13 protein-coding genes are annotated in these 18,589 nt (G+C 71.9%); 10 read left to right on the plus strand and 3 right to left on the minus strand.

Features of this window, described 5'->3' with window-relative positions; translation table 11 throughout:
- The first annotated feature begins 22 nt into the window (after positions 1 to 22).
- Genes OG504_RS03020 through solA form a run of 3 tightly spaced genes read left to right on the plus strand, consistent with a single transcriptional unit; the run spans position 23 to position 4,886 of the window.
- Positions 23 to 916: a creatininase family protein gene (locus OG504_RS03020; RefSeq protein ID WP_405988274.1), complete on the plus strand. Its 894-nt coding sequence runs from the start codon at positions 23 to 25 to the stop codon at positions 914 to 916.
- Positions 917 to 927: 11 nt separating this feature from the next.
- On the plus strand, positions 928 to 2,385 hold the full coding sequence (locus tag OG504_RS03025; RefSeq protein WP_405988275.1) for an aldehyde dehydrogenase family protein: 1,458 nt from the start codon (positions 928 to 930) through the stop codon (positions 2,383 to 2,385).
- Positions 2,382 to 4,886 (plus strand): N-methyl-L-tryptophan oxidase, encoded by a 2,505-nt coding sequence (solA, locus tag OG504_RS03030; RefSeq protein WP_405988276.1) that lies wholly within the window; start codon positions 2,382 to 2,384, stop codon positions 4,884 to 4,886. The genes OG504_RS03025 and solA overlap by 4 nt, the downstream gene beginning before the upstream one ends.
- 11 nt (positions 4,887 to 4,897) lie before the next feature.
- Here the strand turns inward: solA and OG504_RS03035 are convergent, their stop codons facing one another.
- Entirely contained in the window at positions 4,898 to 5,602 is a 705-nt protein-coding gene (locus tag OG504_RS03035) for a GntR family transcriptional regulator (RefSeq protein ID WP_405988277.1), read from the minus strand.
- A gap of 137 nt (positions 5,603 to 5,739) precedes the next feature.
- On the opposite strand from OG504_RS03035, the gene OG504_RS03040 reads away from it, so the two are divergent.
- Genes OG504_RS03040 through OG504_RS03065 form a run of 6 tightly spaced genes read left to right on the plus strand, consistent with a single transcriptional unit; the run spans position 5,740 to position 13,681 of the window.
- Positions 5,740 to 6,393 carry a cyclase family protein gene (locus tag OG504_RS03040; RefSeq protein WP_033279785.1) on the plus strand — a complete coding sequence of 218 codons (654 nt, stop codon included), beginning with the start codon at positions 5,740 to 5,742 and terminating at the stop codon, positions 6,391 to 6,393.
- Positions 6,390 to 7,937 (plus strand): gamma-glutamyltransferase, encoded by a 1,548-nt coding sequence (locus OG504_RS03045; RefSeq protein WP_405988278.1) that lies wholly within the window; start codon positions 6,390 to 6,392, stop codon positions 7,935 to 7,937. Before OG504_RS03040 ends, OG504_RS03045 begins: the two co-directional genes overlap by 4 nt.
- Positions 7,934 to 9,880: a primary-amine oxidase gene (locus OG504_RS03050; RefSeq protein WP_405988279.1), complete on the plus strand. Its 1,947-nt coding sequence runs from the start codon at positions 7,934 to 7,936 to the stop codon at positions 9,878 to 9,880. Before OG504_RS03045 ends, OG504_RS03050 begins: the two co-directional genes overlap by 4 nt.
- Before the next feature lie 30 nt (positions 9,881 to 9,910).
- Complete coding sequence (locus OG504_RS03055; protein ID WP_405988280.1) at positions 9,911 to 11,263, plus strand: Rieske 2Fe-2S domain-containing protein; 1,353 nt, start codon at positions 9,911 to 9,913, stop codon at positions 11,261 to 11,263.
- A gap of 5 nt (positions 11,264 to 11,268) precedes the next feature.
- Positions 11,269 to 12,705, plus strand: coding sequence for a glutamine synthetase family protein (locus OG504_RS03060; protein ID WP_405988281.1), 1,437 nt, complete (start codon positions 11,269 to 11,271; stop codon positions 12,703 to 12,705).
- On the plus strand, positions 12,695 to 13,681 hold the full coding sequence (locus OG504_RS03065) for a PDR/VanB family oxidoreductase (RefSeq protein ID WP_405988282.1): 987 nt from the start codon (positions 12,695 to 12,697) through the stop codon (positions 13,679 to 13,681). The genes OG504_RS03060 and OG504_RS03065 overlap by 11 nt, the downstream gene beginning before the upstream one ends.
- Here OG504_RS03065 and OG504_RS03070 read toward each other — a convergent pair.
- Positions 13,678 to 14,157 carry an Lrp/AsnC family transcriptional regulator gene (locus OG504_RS03070; protein ID WP_405988283.1) on the minus strand — a complete coding sequence of 160 codons (480 nt, stop codon included), beginning with the start codon at positions 14,155 to 14,157 and terminating at the stop codon, positions 13,678 to 13,680. The two genes, OG504_RS03065 and OG504_RS03070, sit on opposite strands and share 4 nt — an antisense overlap.
- A 138-nt stretch (positions 14,158 to 14,295) precedes the next feature.
- On the opposite strand from OG504_RS03070, the gene OG504_RS03075 reads away from it, so the two are divergent.
- Positions 14,296 to 15,534, plus strand: coding sequence for a CynX/NimT family MFS transporter (locus OG504_RS03075; RefSeq protein ID WP_405988284.1), 1,239 nt, complete (start codon positions 14,296 to 14,298; stop codon positions 15,532 to 15,534).
- Between the two features lie 10 nt (positions 15,535 to 15,544).
- On the opposite strand, the gene OG504_RS03080 is transcribed toward OG504_RS03075, so the two are convergent.
- Positions 15,545 to 18,421: an AfsR/SARP family transcriptional regulator gene (locus tag OG504_RS03080; RefSeq protein ID WP_405988285.1), complete on the minus strand. Its 2,877-nt coding sequence runs from the start codon at positions 18,419 to 18,421 to the stop codon at positions 15,545 to 15,547.
- Positions 18,422 to 18,589 lie beyond the last annotated feature (168 nt).

Raw genomic sequence — 18,589 nt, forward strand, 5'->3', positions numbered from 1 at the left:
CCGTCGTTCCCGAGAAGGGCCCATGCCGATGACGAACGCCATCGGTCCCGAGGAGAGGAGAGCCATGTCGTCCGTCTTCGTCACCGGTCCGTCCGGACGAACCGTCCCCACCGGGCTCGATGTCCCCGAACTCGCCGCGCAGTTGGGCGGTTCCGGATCGCCGGTGCTGTGGGAGGAGTTGACCTGGGCGGAAGCGGAGTCCACGGCCGCAGCCCAGGACTCCGTCATCATCCCCGTGGGCGCCACCGAGCAGCACGGCCCACATCTCCCGCTCGCCGTGGACACCCGGATCTGCGAGGCGGTCGCCCTGGGCGTGTCCGCGCTGACCGGCGTGCCCGTCGTACCGCCCCTGAGCTTCGGGGTGTCCGCGTCCCACGGCGACTTCGCCGGGACGGTCGCGCTGCGGCCGGAGACGATGATCTCCGTCGTCGAGGACGTCATCGACTCGCTCTACGCCTCCGGAGTACGGCAGTTCGTGCTGCTGAACGGGCACATCTGGAACAACGGCGCGCTCGACGTGTCGGCGGAGAAACTGAGAGTCCGTCATCGGGACGCGCGGGTAAGGGCGTTGGGGTACGTGACGATGTACCCGGGGCCCGAGGTCGACGGACACGTCACCTACGGCCGGGCGTTGATGCACGCCAACTTCTTCGAGACGTCCGTGATGCTGCACTTGGCGCCGGAGCTGGTCCGGATGGAACGGGCCACCTCCCACGTCGACGTCGACTCGTTCTGGGACTACCGCATGGACCAGGTCAGCGAGACCGGGGTCTGGGGCAGGGACGTCACCGACGCCAACTCCAAGCACGGCGAGGCGGAGTTCGACCGCTGTGTCCTGACCACTGCCCGGGCGGTGTCCACGGCGGTCCATGAGCCGTGGCCCGACCCCACTCACCGTCCCGGACGCCAGGCGTGAAGGAGAGCAAGGTGGACCCCAGTATCGACATCCCCCGACTGCCGGACTGCGAGCCCATGCTCATCGGCGGCGAGTGGACCACCGGCACCGCGACGGAACACATCCCGGTGCTCGACCCCGCCACCCGCGAACAGCTCACCACGGTCGCGCAGGCGGGCCCCGCCGAGGTGTCGGCGGCGGTCGAGGCCGCCAACACCGCACACCGCGACCGCCGTTGGCGCGGGCTGCCGCCCCGGCAACGCCGTGACATCCTCCTGCGCCTCGCCGACCTGGTGGAGCGCGACGCCGAGCAACTGGCCGTGCTGGACACTCTGGACAACGGCAAGGCCATCGAACGCGCCCGCGGCGATGTGGAGTTGGGGCTCCAAGCCATCCGTCACTTCGCGGGCACCCCGACCCGGCTGGAGGGCACCGTGCACGCGGGCGGTCCCGACCGGCATGTGTACAGCGTCCGCGAACCGGTGGGCGTGGTGGCCGCCGTACTGCCATGGAACTTCCCCTTCATGATCGCGGCCTGGAAACTCGCCCCTGCCCTGGCCGCCGGCTGCACGGTCGTCGTCAAGCCGGCCGAGCAGACCCCGCTCACCGCGCTGCGGCTGGCCGCGCTCTGTCTGGAGGCGGGCGTGCCCGAGGGCGTGGTCAACGTCCTTACCGGTGACGGCCGTACAGGTGCCGAACTGGTCTCTCACCCCGGTGTCGCCAAGGTGTCCTTCACCGGTTCGACCGAGGTCGGGCGGCACATCATGGCCGCGGCGGCGCCGTCGTTGAAGCGCCTCACGCTCGAACTGGGCGGCAAGTCCCCCAACATCGTCTTCGCCGACGCCGATCTCGACGCCGCCGTACCGAACGCCGTGCGCGCGGTGTTCGGGCACTCCGGGCAGATGTGCACGGCGGGCAGCAGGCTGCTGGTGGAGCGCACGATCGTCAAGGAGTTCCTGGACCGGCTGGTGCCGGCGGTGGAGGCACTGCGGATCGGGCCGGGGCTCTCCGGCGGCATCAACATCGGTCCTCTCGTGTCGCAGGAGCAGTACGACCGCGTCACCGGCTACGTCGAGCTCGGGCGCGCCGAGGGCGCCGAGGTGGCCGTGAGGGGTGAACTCCCGGACGGGCCGGGCTGGTTCGTGCCGCCGACGGTCTTCACCGAGGTCAGCCCCGACATGCGGATCGCCAGGGAGGAGATCTTCGGCCCGGTCGCCACGATCATGCCCTTCGACACCGAGGAGGAGGCGATCGCGCTGGCCAACGACAGCGAGTACGGCCTCGCCGCCGGCGTCTGGACCGGCAGTCTGGCCCGCGCCCATCGCACGGTCGCCGCGCTGGAGGCCGGGACCGTGTGGGTCAACACGTACAACGAGTTCGACCCCGCCGTGGCCTTCGGCGGGATGAAGCAGTCAGGCCTCGGCAGGGACCTCGGCGACGCCGCCGTCGACGGGTTCACCGAGCTCAAGAGCGTGACGATCGCCCTGTGAGCGCGCCCGTGACGGCCGGGACGGCCGCCTCGCCCCCGAACCCGCCGCCCCCGCGCGCCCTGAACGTCGCGGCCGAACGCGCCCGTACGCCCGGCTCGTTCACCGGCCACCACTTCAACTCGGCCGGTGCGGCGCTGCTCGCCAACGGCACCGTCGAGGCGGTCATCGACCACCTCCGCGCGGAGAGCCTGTCCGGCGGCTACGAGGCCGCGAAACACGCGGCTCCCGCGCTGGAGGCCGTCTACGCGCGTACGGCCGAACTCCTCGGCGCCCGGCTGGAGGAGGTCGCCCTCGTCGAGAGCGCGACGGCCGGCTGGCAGCGGGCCGTGTCGGCGCTCCGACTGCGGCCCGGCGACCGGGTGTTGGCGGCCCGGTCCAGTTACGTGAGCAGCGCGCTGCATCTGCTGTCGGTCGAACGCGACCACGGTGTCCTGGTCGAGCTGCTGCCCAACGGCCCTGACGGAGCGGTGGACTTGGAGGCCCTGGAGGCAGCGTTGCGCGCGGGACCGGCCGCGCTGGTCACGGCCGCGCATGTGCCGACGTCCTCGGGGCTGGTCGAACCCGCCGCCGCGATCGGCGCGTTGGCCGGAGCCCACGGCGTTCCCTACCTGCTGGACGCGACCCAGTCACTCGGCCAACTGCCGGTGGACATGGGCGTCATCGGCTGCGACCTGCTCATCGGAACCGGCCGCAAGTTCCTGCGCGGCCCACGCGGCACGGGCCTGCTCGCGGTCCGCCGCCCACTCCTGGACCGGCTCGCCCCCGAGGCACCCGACGTCCGGGGCGCCCGCTGGACCGCCGAACGCAGCTGGGAACTGGTCCCGGACGCCAAACGCTTCGAACTCTGGGAAGCGGCCCACGCGTTGCGCCTCGGCCTCGGCGCCGCCCTGACCGACCTCGGCACACTCGGCGTCGACACCGTCGCCCAACACCTGGCCACCCTGGCCGCGTCACTACGGCAACGTCTCGCCGCCCTGCCGAACGTACACGTCACCGACCCCCCTGCCGCGGGCGGCGCCATCGTCACCTTCGTGGTCGACGGCCTGGACGCCTCCGAGGTACAACGCCAACTCGCCTACCGTCGCGTTCACTTGATCGCGGTACCGGCGGGGCACGGCCGCTGGGACATGGACCACCGGGGTCTGACCAAGGTGGTCCGGGCATCCGTCCACGTCTACAACGACGAGGACGATCTGGACGCGCTGGTGGAGGCTGTGCGGGAGATCGTCTGCCTGCGTGGACGCGGGACGGCGTCGGCCATGGGGCAGCGGGACTCGGGGGCGGAGAACGCGGTGCAAGGGGTCGATCCTGCAACGCTCACGCCATCCCCCTCAGCCACACCGCCCACGGCCACCGACCCGGCCCCCGCCCCCACCCCGTCCACCCCACACCTCAACTCCCGCTGCCACGACGCCATCGTGGTCGGCCTTGGCGTGCACGGCAGCGCCGCCCTACGTCACCTGGCCGCACGCGGACTCGACGTCATCGGGCTCGAACAGTACGGCCTGGGCCATGACTTGGGTTCCTCGCACGGGGAGACCCGGATGATCCGCCGCGCCTATCCCCACCCCGACTGGGACGCTCTGGTCGACACCGCCTACCGGGCCTGGTCGGAGCTGGAAGGCGCCTCGAAGGCCCAACTGCTCGACATCACAGGCGGGTTGTACGCGGCGCCGAAGGACCGACCCGATCCGCTGCGCGGCCCCGGTTGCCGTGAAGTCGGCACCGAGGAAGCGGCGCGGATCTTCCCGGGACTGCGACTGCCCTCCGGTTTCACGGCCGTACACGATCCACGCGCCGGCATCATCGACGCACAGGAGACACTGCGCGCCCAACTGACCCTCGCCGAGCGCTCGGGCGCGCACATCCACGACCACGCCCCCGTCCTCGGCTGGGAACCGGACGGCGACGAGGTCGTGGTCCGCACCGGCAAGGCCGTCCTGCGCACGCGGCGCCTGGTGCTGTGCGCCGGCCCCTGGACGGTGGCCCAAGTCCCGTCCCTCGCAACGCATTTGACGGTTACTCGTATCGTCAATGCCTATTTCGCCGCCGACCCGGCGGGTCCCCTCGGCCCCTCCGGCCTCGGCAGCTTCTCCGTCGACCTGCCGCACGGCCTCCTGTACGGGTTCCCCGCGACCGACGGCCGCGGCCTCAAGGCGGGGTTGGACAGCGGCCCACCCTGGGACCCACAGGCACCCCGCCCCGAAGCGACCGCCGACGAACTCGCCCTGCTCGCCGAGGCGGTGGCCCAAGTGCTGCCCGGTGCCGGGCCGGTGACCGAGAGCCTGACCTGCCTCTACACGATGACCGCCGACCGGCGCTTCATCGTCGGCGAAGTACCGGGCGCACCGCAGGTGTTGGTCGCGTCGGCGTGTTCGGGGCACGGGTTCAAGTTCGGACCGGCGATCGGCGAGGCACTGGCCGACCTCGTGTGCGGAATCGCCCGCCCGGACCTGGACTTCCTCTCCCCGGCCCGGCTGTTCCCCGGCGGTACCCCGTGAGGGCCCGCCGTTCAGCCGTGGAACACGGTCTGGGAACGGCGCTCGTACCAGGCCGTCAGATGCTCGCCGGAACTGATGACGTGCTCGCGCATCAACGCGTCGGCACGGTCGGCGTCGTGCTCGGCCAACGCCTCGATCACCGCCTCGTGCTGACGGATGTTCAGCTGCCGATGGCGTTCGTCGCCGGCGAGGGCGAGCGAGGAGACGTTGCGCGGAAAGCTCTCGTTGATCCGGTCGATCATCCGGGTCAGCCAGGGATTGTCGGCCGCTTCGCAGATGACCGTGTGAAAACAGTCGTTGGCGGCCGTGGTGGTGAGTCCGCCCGCACCCCTCACCTCGTCCTCGGCCCGCACCAGCGCCTCGCAGAGCACCGCGTTGTGCTCGCGCAGCGCGGCGAGTCCACGCTCGGTGATCCGGGAGGCCGCGCGCCGGGCGGCCATGCCCTCCAGCTCGGCCCGTACCTCGTAGGCCTGGCGCACCTCCCAGGGCGCGGGGACCCGCACGACCGCACCACGGTTCGGCTGCATCTCGATCAGCCCGCCGTTCTGCAGTTGGCGCAGCGCCTCGCGCACCGGTGTGCGGCTGACGCCGAACTCGGTGGCCAGCGCGGCTTGGCGCAGCGGTTTGCCGATCGCCAGCTCGCCGTTCATGATCCGCGCGCGGATGCGGGCCGCGATGTCGTCGACGAGGGGACTCTCGTCAGTCTCAGGCGTCATCGGAGTCGGTCAAACCCTTCTCGGGGGCGGTCGGGGGCTGCGCGGTGGTGGAGCAGTTTCCCACGCGGCCGGGGGCGTCCACAGCCGCTCATTTTTGGATCCACTTCCATGATATCCGCATCCAATAGGAGGGCCGCATGAATCTGGACTTCGCCAAGGCGATCGACGTGTCCGTTCCCATCCATCCCGGCATGCTCCACTGGGGCCGGCGCCCCGAGGTGGAGATCGTCGAGTCGCGTACCGCCGGCGATCCCTCCAACGTCAGCCGCTGGCGCATCGGCGCCCACACCGGCACCCACATCGACGCTCCGGCCCACTTCATCGACGGCGGCAAGACGGTCGACCGGCTCGACCTGACCGCCCTCAACGGAACCGCACGGGTCCTGGACCTCACCCACGTCAAGGAACAGATCACCGCCGCCGACCTCGACGCGGCCGGCCTCGGCACCGAGGAACGCGTACTGCTGCGCACCAGCAACTCCGAGGGCGTCCTGCGCAGCCCGTGGAAGGCCCGGGAGTGGGTCGGACTGGCCCCGGACGGCGCGGAACGCCTTATCGAGGCCGGAGTGCGCACCGCGGGCATCGACTACCTGAGCATCGAGGCGGTCGCCTACACCACCCACTGGGAGACCCACCAACTCCTGTGCGCCGCCGAGGTGTTGATCCTGGAGGTCGTGGACCTCCTCCACGCACCCGCCGGGGTCTACGACATGCTCTCCCTCCCCCTGCCCCTCCAGGGCGCCGAAGCCGCCCCCTCCCGCACCGTGCTCCTCCCGAGGGACGCGGCATGACAGCCGCCTCCCCGCTGACCCTGGCCGCACCGCACCCGGCGGCGCTGACGGCGGCCCGCCGCGCGGCCGAGCGAGGCGGCAACGCCGTGGACGCGGCGCTCGCGGCGGCCGCCGCCCTCACCGTCGTCTACCCCCACCAGTGCTCCCTGGGCGGCGACTTGATCGCCCTCGTGCACGCCCCGGGTGGCTCGGTCCGCGCGCTGGTCTCGGCGGGGGCCGCGGCAGAGGCCGTAGACGTCGAAGCGCTGTGCGCCGCCGACCGGCGGATGCCCGCGCAGGGGCCACAGACGGTGACCGTGCCCGGTGTGGTGGCGGGCTGGGCCGCGCTGGCCGAGGCCCACGGCACGCCCGGCGCCCTGGCCGAGGCGCTGCGCGATGCGGCCGAGTTGGCCGAGGGCGGGGCCACCGTGTCAGCCGGTCTGGCACGCGCCATCCGTGAGCGGGCCCCGCAGATCGGCGCGGACCCCGGGCTCACCGCGTTGCTGACGGGCTCCGACGGCGTACCCCTCGACGAGGGCGACCCGCTTCCCCAGCCCCAACTGGCCGCCGTACTACGGGCACTCGCCGACGATCCGTCGTCCTTCTACCGGGGCGCGGTCGCCGAAGCACTCGCGGACGGGCTGCGCCGGGCCGGAAGTCCGCTCACCGCGAGCGATCTCGCGGCCCATCAGGCGGAGAGCGTCGAGCCGTTGACGCTGGACGTGGCCGGAACTCGCTGGTGGACCGCGCCCCCGCCGAGCCAGGGGGCGAGTCTGCTGGCCGTACTGGAGACCGCGGCCTCAGTGGCCAAGCTGCCGGAACCGGAGCGTACCGGCGCGCTGGCCGCTCGCTGCCAAGACGCCTCGGCAGCAAGGGACTTGTTGCTGGGTGACCCGCTCGGCCCGTCTCCCATCGACCTGGACGGACTGCTGCGCCCGCCTCCGCTCGCCGGTGCGCGACCGCCCGAGCCGTCCTTCCGGGCCGCCGGGGACACCGTCGCGATCACCGCCGTAGACGCTTCCGGACTGGCCGTCTCGCTGATCCAGAGCGTGTACCAGACCCTCGGTTCCGGCATCTGTGATCCGGAGACCGGCATCGTGCTGCACAACCGGGGCTCGGCGTTCAGCCTGCTGCCCGGCCATCCGGCCCTCATCGGCCCCGGACTGCGGCCTCCGCACACCCTGTGCCCGGTACTCGGCCGGTCCGCCGAGTTGCTGCTCGCGGCCGGTTGCCAGGGCGGTCGGGCGCAGCCGCAGATCCTCGCCCAGACCGTGCCCGACCTGATGGATCCGGCCGCCGATCCGGTCGCCGTACTGGACCGGCCCCGGTGGGTGGTCGGCGCCCGCGACATCGGCCACGAGACACCGACGCTGCTCGCCGAGCCCGGGTCCGTCCCGGCGACCGAGGGCGCGTTCCGATCGGTGGTTCCGGTCGTCGTGGCGCCGGGCCGTACCGATCTGGCCGGTCACACCCAGGCCGTACGACTGTCCGCCGGCGGTCGGCTGGACGGCGCCTCCGATCCGCGCGCCGACGGCGGCACCACCTTGGAAGGAAACCCGCAGTGAGCACTCTCGCCCCCGAACCCGTACCGGCCGACGCACCCCACCCGCTGGATCCGCTCACCGTCACCGAACTGGCCACGGCTGTAGGCGTGTTGAGGGCCGACACGCGGGTTCCCGACGATGCGCGCTTCTGGGGTGTGGCACTGGACGAGGACCACGCCCGCTGCGCCGCGCCCGGGGACACCCGGCGGGCCCGTGCGGTCGTGTTCTCCACCTCCACGCGGCACGCCTTCGAGGTCGATCTCGAACTCGGCGACAAGCCACAGACCACCGCCTGGCGGGAGTTGGACGTACGCAGCCCGGGCTGCTCCTCCGAGGAGGCGCGGCAGGCCGCTGCCGCCTGCCGGGCGGACCCGCGCTTCCGCGAGGCGCTGGCGCTGCGCGGTATCCACGACGTGTCGTTGGTGATGGTGGACCCGGAGTCGATCGGCGGATTCGAGCCGCCCGAGTACGCGGGACGCCGGCTGACCTGGGGCAGCGTCTGGCACCGGACCTCCGAGGACGACAACGGTTACGCCCGCCCGGTGCAGGGTGTGGTGCCGATCATCGACATGGAGACCATGGAGATCCTGCACATCGAGGATCACGGGGTGGTGCCGCTGTCGGAGGAGTCGGGCGTGTTCGCGGCCGGGACGGTCGACGAGCGGGCGGGGCTGAAGCCGCTGGAGGTCGTCCAGCCCGAGGGGCCGAGTTTCACCGTCACCGGGCAGCGGATCGACTGGCAGGGGTGGTCGGTCCGGGTCGGCTTCAGTCATCGCGAGGGGCTCGTGCTGCACGACCTCGCCTTCGCCGCGGCCGGGAAGGGTCCGCGTCAGGTGATCCGGCGTGCGGCCGTCAACGAGATGTACGTCCCGTACTTCGACACGGCGTCCACCCAGTACCGCAAGAACTTCTTCGACTGGGGCGAGTACGGCGCGGGCCCGCTCACCAACTCCCTTGCCCTGGGCTGCGATTGCCTCGGTGTCATCCAGTACTTCGACGCGGCGGTGCTCGGCGGCGACGGCGTCCCCCGCCTCATCCCCAACGCCGTGTGCGTGCACGAGGAGGACGACGGCATCCTCTGGAAGCACCACGACGGACGCACGGGCCGTACGGAGGTGCGCCGTTCGCGCCGGCTGATCATCTCGGCGTTCGCCACCGTCGCCAACTACGACTACGGCTTCTACTGGTCGCTGTACCAGGACGGTTCGGTGATGCTGGAGATCAAGATGACCGGCATCCTGTCCGCCACCGGCGTCGAGGAGGACGAGGCGACGCCGTACGCGCGCCGGGTCGCGCCGAACGTCGCGGTCACCAACCACCAGCACTTCTTCAGCGTCCGCCTCGACATGGCCGTGGACGGCGATCCCAACCGGCTGGTGGAGGTCACCGCCGAGCACGAGCCCGACCCGGTGCTCGATCCCTACGGCAACGCGGCCCGGACCGTGCTGCGTCCGATCCTCAGCGAGTCGGAGGGCGCCCGGCGCACCGATCCGTCCCGCGGGCTGCACTGGCGGGTGGAGAGCACCGAGTCCCGCAACCGGATGGGCGAACCGACCGCGTACCGCGTGCACTTGGAGAACACGGCGGTGCTGCCGGTGCGCGAGGACAGCGTGTGCGCCCGCCGAGCCCCGTTCGTGGGGCGGCAGTTGTGGGCCACGGCCTACGACGCGGACCGACGGTTCGTCGGCGGCGAATACCCGAACCAGGCCGAGCCGGGCGCGGACGGCGTCCACAAGTGGCAGGAGGAGAACCGGTCGTTGGACGGCACGGACCTCGTGCTGTGGGCCACCGTCGGCTCGCACCACTTCCCGCGCCCCGAGGAGTGGCCGGTGATGCCGGTGGCCAAGGCCCGGCTGCGCCTGGAGCCCGACGGCTTCTTCGACCGCAACCCGGCCCTGGACGTGCCCGCACCCAACTCCTGCCACACGCCGAGCCCTTCGGCCCCGGACCACTGCTGCGGCTGACCGCGCCTCCCCTCCCCCGAAAGGCGTCCCATGCGCGAGGAAGAGAACACACGGCTCACCCGGACCGGGCCCGGTACCCCGGCCGGTGAGTGGATGCGCCGCTACTGGCAGCCGATCGCCCTCAGCGAGGAACTCGAGGGCGCACGACCGCTGGTGGCGCCCAAGGTGATGGGCCAGGACCTGGTCCTGTTCCGTGACGAGCACGGCGAACTCGGTCTGGTCGACCGCGGCTGCCCGCACCGCGGAGCCGACCTGGCCCTGGGCCGGCTGGAGGACGGCGGGCTGCGCTGCTGCTTCCACGGCTGGCTGTTCGCCCGCGACGGCTCCTGTCTCGACACACCCGCCGAGCCCGTCGACAGTCCGCTCAAGTCCCGGGTACGGCTGGGCAGTTACCCGGTCCGCGAGATCAACGGGATCATCTGGGGCTACCTCGGCCCCGGCGAGCCGCCCCAACTCCCCGCCCTGGACTGCTTCCAGGCACCAGCCGACCACGCCTTCGCCTGGAAGGGCCTGCTGGAGTGCAACTGGCTCCAGGCCCTGGAGGTCGGCATCGACCCGGCCCACGCCTCCTACCTCCACCGCTTCTTCCAGGACGAGGACCCCGCCGACGGCTACGGCAAACAGTTCCGCGCCGCCTCCCAGGGCACCGACCTCCCGATGACGAAGATCCTGCGCGAGTACGGCCGCCCCGACATCGACGCGGCCCGCACGCCGTACGGAATCCGCCTCACCGCACGCCGCACCCTCGACGGCACGGACACCCAGGGCCTGCCGATGGACGGCAGCCGTACCCATGTCCGCATCACCCACCAGGTGTTCCCGCACGCCTTCCACATCCCGCTGGATGCAGAGACGGCGATCACTCAGTGGCATGTGCCGATCGACGACAACTCCAGTTACTGGTATGCCCTGTTCACCAGCGTCGGAGGCCCGGTGGACCAGGCGGAGATGCGCCGGCAGCGGGTCGGCGCGGTCACCCTGCCCGACTACCGGCCGCGCTTCGGCCGCGCGAACGGCTACGGCTACGACCCGGCGGAACAGCGCACGACGACGTACACCGGGCTCGGCTTCGACATCAACGTGCACGACCAGTGGGCGGTCGAGGGACAGGGAGCCGTCCAGGACCGTACCCGCGAGCATCTGGGCCGCTCCGACAAGGCCATCGTGATGTACCGCCGGATGCTCGGCGAGGCCATCTCCGCCGTCGAGCGCGGCGAGGACCCGCCGCTGGTGCTGCCCGCCGAGGAGGCAGGACGGCTGCAGGGACCGGTCGCCCTGGACGGGATCGGCCCCACCGACGGCTGGCTGGAGCACTGGACGGCCGTCACCGACAAGCAGCGCGCCGACAGCAGTTGGGCGCAGCCGCTGGGAACGGACGGCTGAGCCGCGTGGGATTCATCGAACGGCACGGCCTGTGGAACGCCGAACAGGCCGCCGCCGCACGGGAGATGGGTGAACGCGCCGAGAGCGGCGGGATGACGGTGGTACGGCTGGTCTTCGCGGACCAGCACGGTCTGCTGCGCGGCAAGACCGTCACGATGGGCGAACTGCCCAACGTGCTGCGCGACGGCACCGGCATCGCCTCGTCCCTGCTCGCCAAGGACACCTCGGGGCGGACCGTCTTCCCGCTCTTCACCAAGGAGACGCCGCTCGGGCTGCCCGAACTGCGCGGCGCCGCCGACATGGTGATGGTGCCCGACCCGCTGACCTTCCGGATGCTGCCCTGGTCGCCGGGCACGGGCTGGCTGCTGTGCGACCTGCGCTTCACCACCGGCGCGCCGGTCCCGCTGTGCACGCGCGGGCTGCTGCGCTCGGTCCTCGACCAGGCCGACGGACTGACCTACCGCACAGGGCTGGAGGTGGAGTTTCACCTCTTCCGGCTCGACGATCCCCGTCTGGGCCCCGGCGACCAGGGCCAGCCCGGCGCCGCGCCCGAGGTCGGCATGCTCAACCACGGCTACCAGTACCTCAGCGAGCTGCGCTACGACGAACTCGACCCCATCCTCGATGTCCTGCGCTCCAACATCGAGGGCCTGGGCCTGCCGTTGCGCAGCCTGGAGGTGGAATTCGGCCCGAGCCAGGTCGAGTTGACGCTCCAGCCCGCCGACGGCCTGGGCACGGCCGACGCGATGGTCCTGCTGCGCAGCGCCGTCAAGCAGGTCGCCGCCCGCCACGGCCATCACGCCACCTTCATGTGCCGCCCTCATCTGCCCGGCGCGTTCTCCAGCGGCTGGCATCTGCACCAGAGCGTGCTGCGGGACGGGGTGGGTGTCTTCGCACCGGAGGGCGGCGAACTCACCGCGTCCGGGCCGCCGTTGTCGCCGTACGGGACGGCGTTTCTCGGCGGGCTGCTGCGGCACGCTCGAGCCACGAGCGCGTTCTCGACGCCGACTCTCAATGGTTTCAAGCGCTTTCGCTCGCTGTCGCTGGCACCGGACCGTGCGGTCTGGGGACGCGACAACCGAGGGGCGATGGTGCGCGTACTGGGTGACGGACCGTCATCCACTCGTCTGGAGAACCGGATCGGCGAACCGGCCGCCAATCCCTACCTCTACCTCGCCTCCCAACTCGCCGCCGGACTGGAGGGCGTGGCAGGCGGCCTGGAGCCCGGACCGGCCGCCGACGAACCCTACGCGGCAAACGCCGAGCCACTCCCCCGCTCACTGGGCGAGGCCCTCGACGCGCTGGAGTCCGACCGCATGCTCGCCGACCGGCTCGGCAAGGACTTCGTGGCGTACTACACGAGCATCAAACGAGCCGAGATCGATCGCTTCAGCCAAGAGGTGACCGACTGGGAACAGCGGGAGTACTTCCGTGTCTTCTGACCTCGACTCCCCCCGTGCCACAACACAGCGGCTCCTGGTCCGACAGGCCCGCTGGGTCGCCCACGACGTGCTGGAACTCCGGCTGACCCGGCCCATCGGCGGCGCCCTGCCGGCCTGGGAGCCGGGCGCACACGTGGAGTTGACCCTGCCCTCGGGGCTGCGGCGGGCCTACTCGCTGTGCGGGGAGGTGACGGACACCGAGGCGTGGACGGTCGCCGTGCACCGCGTGTCCGAGGGGCGCGGCGGCTCGCGGGAGGTCCACGAAACCGCCCTGGTGGGACGGGAGTTGGAGGTGCGCGGGCCGGTCAACAGGTTCCCGTTGGTGCCCGCACCCGGCTATCTGCTGCTGGCCGGCGGCATCGGCGTCACCCCGCTGCTGCCGATGGCCCGCGAACTCACCGCCCGCGGCCTGCCCTGGCGGCTGATCCTCGGCGCCCGCGGCCGGTCCCGGCTCGTGTACGCCGAGGAGTTGGTGGCGTTGGGCGGCGACCGGGTGCTGCTCGTGCCGCAGGACGAGGCGGGCCTCCCGGACCTGGCCGCCGAACTCGCCGCCACCCCGCCCACGCACGCCGTCTACGCCTGCGGTCCCCAACCGATGCTCGACGCGGTGACGACCTTGTGCCGTACGGCTGACCCGATGCGGGCACTGCACCTGGAACGCTTCAGCGCGACCACCGACGCGATCCCGGATCAACTGGGCGCCACGAGCGGAGAGTTCGAAGTGGTGCTCAGCCGTTCGGGCCTGCGGCTGACCGTGCCCGCCGACCGTTCCGTGCTGGAGGTCGTCCGGGAGAAGCTCCCGGACGTGCCGTACTCCTGCGAGGAGGGCTACTGCGGCACCTGCGAGACACCGGTCACGGCCGGGGTTCCGGACCACCGCGACACGGTGATCGAGCCGTCCGAGCGCCCCACCGCCACCACGATGATGATCTGCGTGAGCCGCTGCGACTCCCCCGTGCTGGAGCTGGAGCTCTAGGTGGCTCGTCCTTTCGCCAGGCGGTGCAGCAGGGCCCGGGGCCGGTACGGGACGACCTCCGCCAGAGAGATGGCGGTGCTGGTCCGGTCGACTCCGTCGATGGCGAGGATCGCCTTGGTGATGCGGTGCAGGTCCGTGGTGTCCTTGGCGACGACATGGGCGAGGAGGTCGGCGTCGCCGGTGGTGTAGTGCACCTCGATGACCTCAGGGAGGTCGAGCAGTCCCTCGTGGACGCTCTCGGGCTCGGCCTGGCTCACCGCGAGCGACATGAACGCCACCAGGCCGTACCCGAGGGCGGCGGGGTCGACGCGTCGGCTGACGGGCTTGAGCACGTCCTCGGCGGCCATCCTCCGCAGCCGCGCGTGAACGGTGTTGCGGGCCACGCCCAGGGTCTGGGCGAGGGCGAGGATCGTCGCGTCCGGGTCGTCGTCCAGGGCCAGGACGATCCGGGCGTCCAAGGGGTCCATCAGCGTCATGGTGTGCATTCTGCCACCGAATGGCCATGAGGCTGAGCATCTGTCGCAGTAGGCAGAGCATGTATTGCGCCGATGCCTCGGCCTGTGGTCAACCTGATGGGCCGTTCACACCTCCGCCCTGCTGAAGGACCGCCCGCCATGGCCTCGAAGACACCGCCTTCCGGCACCGGTAGTTCCTGGATCGTCGTCGTCGCCGCCGGAGTCGCTGCCGGGCTGCAGGTCTGGAAGGTCCCGCCCGCGCTCCCGTTCCTGCGGCACGACCTGTCGCTGAGTCTGGTCCAGGCCGGGACCCTGCTGGGGATCGTCCAACTGGCCGGGATGCTCGGGGGACTTGCCGTCTCGCTGCTGGCCGAGCTGATCGGTGAGCGGCGCTGTCTGAGCGCGGGGCTGGTGCTGCTGTTCCTCGGTTCGGCGGGCGGTGGCTTCGCCTGGTCGGCGGCGCCGCTGCTGGTCTCGCGGGCGGTCGAGGGGGCCGGTTTCATCCTGGTGGCGGTGACGGGCCCGGGGCTGATCCGACGCACCGCTCCGCCCGCCCGCTTCACCACGGCGATGGGGTTCTGGGGCGCCTACCAGGGGATCTCCACCTTCGCCGGGCTCATCATCGGGGCGCTGGCCCTCCAGGTGATGCCGTGGCGGGTGTGGTGGTGGAGCATGGCCGTGATCGCGCTGCTGCCGTTGCCGTGGGTCCTGGCCCGGGTTCCCCGGGACGACGCGGGTGGTGTGCGTGGCGCGACGAACGCTCTCGGACGTATCGGTCGTACCGTCCGGGCACCGGCCCCCTGGACGGCCGGTCTCGTCTTCGCCTGCTACACCCTGCCGTGGATGGCGGTGGTCGGGTTCCTGCCCACCATCTACCGCGACGGCGGGATGACGGGCAGTTGGCCGGGCGTGCTCAGCGCCCTGGTCGGCGCGGCGAACGCCGTCGGTTCGATCGCCACGGCGGCGCTCATGAAGCGCGGCCTGCCGACCCGCGCGCTCATCGTCCCCGCGTTCGTCCTCATGGCCGTCATGTCCGTGTCGGCGTTCGCCGTCGACTGGCACGGCCTCCCGGCAGGTACCGCTTGGCAGTTCGTGTGCGTCACGGTCTTCTCGCTGACCGGCGGTGCGATACCGGCGACCCTGCTGCGCATGATCGGTGAGCTGACGCCGGCCGGCGGTTCCGCTCCCGCCACCATGGGCCTGATCCAACAGCTCTTCAACGCCGGCAGTTTCGTCGGCCCCACCGCCGCCGCGTGGCTGGCCACCCGCACCGGCGACTGGCACTCCACCTGGTGGCTGACCTGCGCCTGCACGGCCGCGGGGATCGCCCTGAGCCGCCGTCTCAAGCCGCGAGCCGAAGCCCCGGTGCCGAACTCGGCCACCGCGCCCTGCACTTGAGCCCTGTCCGCTACGGCAGGGAACCGTCCCCGACTCGCTCCCGCAACCCGGCGCGGATGGGATCGTCGTCAGGCAGGCCGAGTTCGGTGGTCAGGGCGAGCGCGCGGGTCCACACCTCGTGGGCCGCGTCGGACTGGCCCGCGCTGCGATGGCTGTCGCCGAGGCAGGTCAGACAGGCGGCCTCGCTGTGCCGCTCCCCCGTCGCGTGGAACAACTGGGCGGCCTGCCGGTACCGGTCGACTGCCTGCTGATAGCCGCCCAGTTGATGGTGGATGTAGCCCAGGCTGTCGGAGATGTGGGCCTGCCCGTCCACGTCCCCGGCCGACCGCGCGAGTTCGAGGGCCTGTTCGCAGTGTCCGAGCGCGCGGAGATGGTCGCCGAGGTGCGCCTGCCGCCAGCCGATGTGGTTCAGCGCGGCGGCCTGCCCTGCCCGGTCGCCCGCGGCCCGGTAGTGCTCCAGGCTCCGGTAGGCGTGTTCCAGGGCGAGTTCGGCGTTGCCCTGGCCCCCCGACATCCGCGAGAGATGCTGATGGGTGCGGGCCTGGCCGGCGTCGCTGCCGACCGCGGCGAAGAGTTCGAGGGCCCGCAGATAGTGCTCCCGGGCCGGTTCCGGGCACTTCAACCGGTCCAGGGCCAGGCCCAGTCCGCGATGGGCGTTCGCCCGCCCGGCCCGGTCGCCCTCCCGTTCGGCCGCCGCCAGCGCGCGGTGCCCGGCGGTCAGCAGCGCCTGCCAGTATCCGTGCCGGTCCAGGAAGGTGGTCAGTACGGTGACCAGCCGCCACACGTGCGCGTCGAACCCGCGCTGGGCCTGCCGTACGAGGGCCAGCAGCACCGGGTGTTCAGCGACTAGCCACGCCAACGCGCGGCCGTAGTCCTCGAATTCCACCGCGTTAGCGCCGGGTCTGGGCGCGGGCGACTCCACCGGATTGGGCTGCGGGGTCACCAACACGTCGGCCGCGCGCGCGGAGTGCAGGTAGTGGTCCAACATCCGGTGCACCGCCGACCTTTGTTCCCACTCGTCGTCGTACGCGGTCACGAGTTCCCCTGCGTACACACGCAGCAGGTCGTGGAAGGCATACCGCCCCGGAGCGTGCTCAACCAGCAGGTGTCCGCTGGTCAGTTCGGACAGCAGTGGCCGGACGCGCTCGGGTGGTGCCCCGGCCAGCGCGGCGGCCGCGCGCTGGTCCAGGTCGGGTCCCGGGTGCAGTGCCAGCAGGCGGAACAGCCGGGCCGCGGCGGGGCTGAGCGCGCTGTAGGACCAGGAGAACACCGCGCGTACCTGGCTGGACTCCTCGCCGCCGTCGAGCGCGTCCAACCGGCCGCCCGCCTCCCGGAGTTCCTCCGCGAGTGTCCCCAGGGGCTGATGCGGTTGCGCGGCGGCACGGGCCGAGACCACGGCCAGCGCGAGGGGCAGTCCCGCGCACCAGGTGACGACGTCCGCGACCGCCGCCGGTTCGGCCGCGACCCGGCCCGCGCCGAGCCGTTCCGCGAGCACGTCCCGTGCGGCGGCCGGTGTCAGCGGGTCGACCGCGAGCAGATGGGCGCCCTCGGTCGCGGCCAGCCCGGTCAGCCGGTTGCGGCTGGTCACCAGCGCCATGCAGCCGACGGCGCCCGGCAGCAGCGGGCGGACCTGTTCCTCGTCACGGGCGTTGTCGAGTACGACCATCATCCGACGCCCCGTCAACAGGCTCCGGTACAGGCCGACTTGGGCCTCAAGCCCCGGCGGCACCCGCTCCGGCCGCACCCCGAGCGCGTCCAGGAACCCGCGTACGGCCTCGGTCGGCTGCACCACCGATCCCTGCGGGTCGAAGCCTCGCAGGTTCACGTACAACTGCCCGTCCGGGAAGGCGCTTTCGACCCTCCGCGCCCAGTGCACGGCGAGGGCGGTCTTCCCCACGCCCGCCATGCCCGACACCGCCGAGATGACCACGGCGGCGGACTCTCCCTCGGCCGAGGCGAGGATCGCGGCAAGACGGGCGAGTTCACCGTCCCGCCCGGTGAATCCCCGTACCGCCATGGGGAGTTGGGCGGGCAGTTCGGACTGTCGCAGTACCCCCGATGACTCGGTCTGCCGGGGCACCGCCGCCGGCTCGGGCTGCCGTATGACCGCCGACGGTTCGGGGCGCGGGGTCGACGCGGAGCGGTGGCCGCGGAGGATCGACTGGTGGAGCTGGCGCAGGGCCGGTCCCGTGTCGGTGCCCAATTCCTCGGCCAGGCGCTTGCGGACGGCGGCGTAGCAGTCCAGGGCCTCCGCGCTGCGGCCGGTCTCGTGCAGGGCACGCATCAGGGCTTCGGCGAGGGGTTCCGCGAGCGGGTACTCGCCGAGCAGGCCGGTCAACGGGCCGATGAGGGACGCGGGTTCACCGTGGCGCAGTTCCGCGCGGGCCCAGCCGACGGCGGCGTCCTGGTGCTGGCGCCGCCAGGCCTCGCGCATACGGGCCGCCCACTCGCCGTTCAGCCCGGACAGCGGTTCCCCGCGCCACAGGTCGAGCGCCTCGCGCAGCAGTACCGCCCGCGCGGGTTCAGCCGGTCCCGCCGCCCGCGCCTGGTCGACCAGTTGCCGGAACCGGTACACGTCCACCTGGTCCGGGCGGGCCTCCAGCAGGTATCCGCCGGAACGGCGCACCACCAATAAGGGCTCCCTCGCGGCCTCGGCGGCCTGCTCGCACATCCGCCGTATCCGCGCGACATGGGCGTGCACCGCGCCACGCGCGCCGTGCGGCGCGTGCGGGCCCCAGACCCGCTCGATGACCACGTCGACGGCGACGGGCCGGCCGACGCCCACGGCCAACGCGGCCATCACGGTGCGGCGTTGGGGCGGTCCCACCTCCACCGCGCGCCCCTCCGCCGACAGTTCCACCGGCCCGAGCAACTGCACGTCCACCATGGTGCACGCCTCCCCCTACACGAAGCCTCCTCCTTTTTTCCACAGACGTGTACGCGGCGCGACAAGCCTTCGACAAGGTTTCCCGTCACACACCGGTGCGAATCTGCTGGGGAACGGACGGGGCGCGGACCGCGTCCCGTCCGGGCACGACGGCAGGGCCGTCGCCTG

It is taken from the genome of Streptomyces sp. NBC_00986 (assembly GCF_045162565.1).
Taxonomy (GTDB): domain Bacteria; phylum Actinomycetota; class Actinomycetes; order Streptomycetales; family Streptomycetaceae; genus Streptomyces.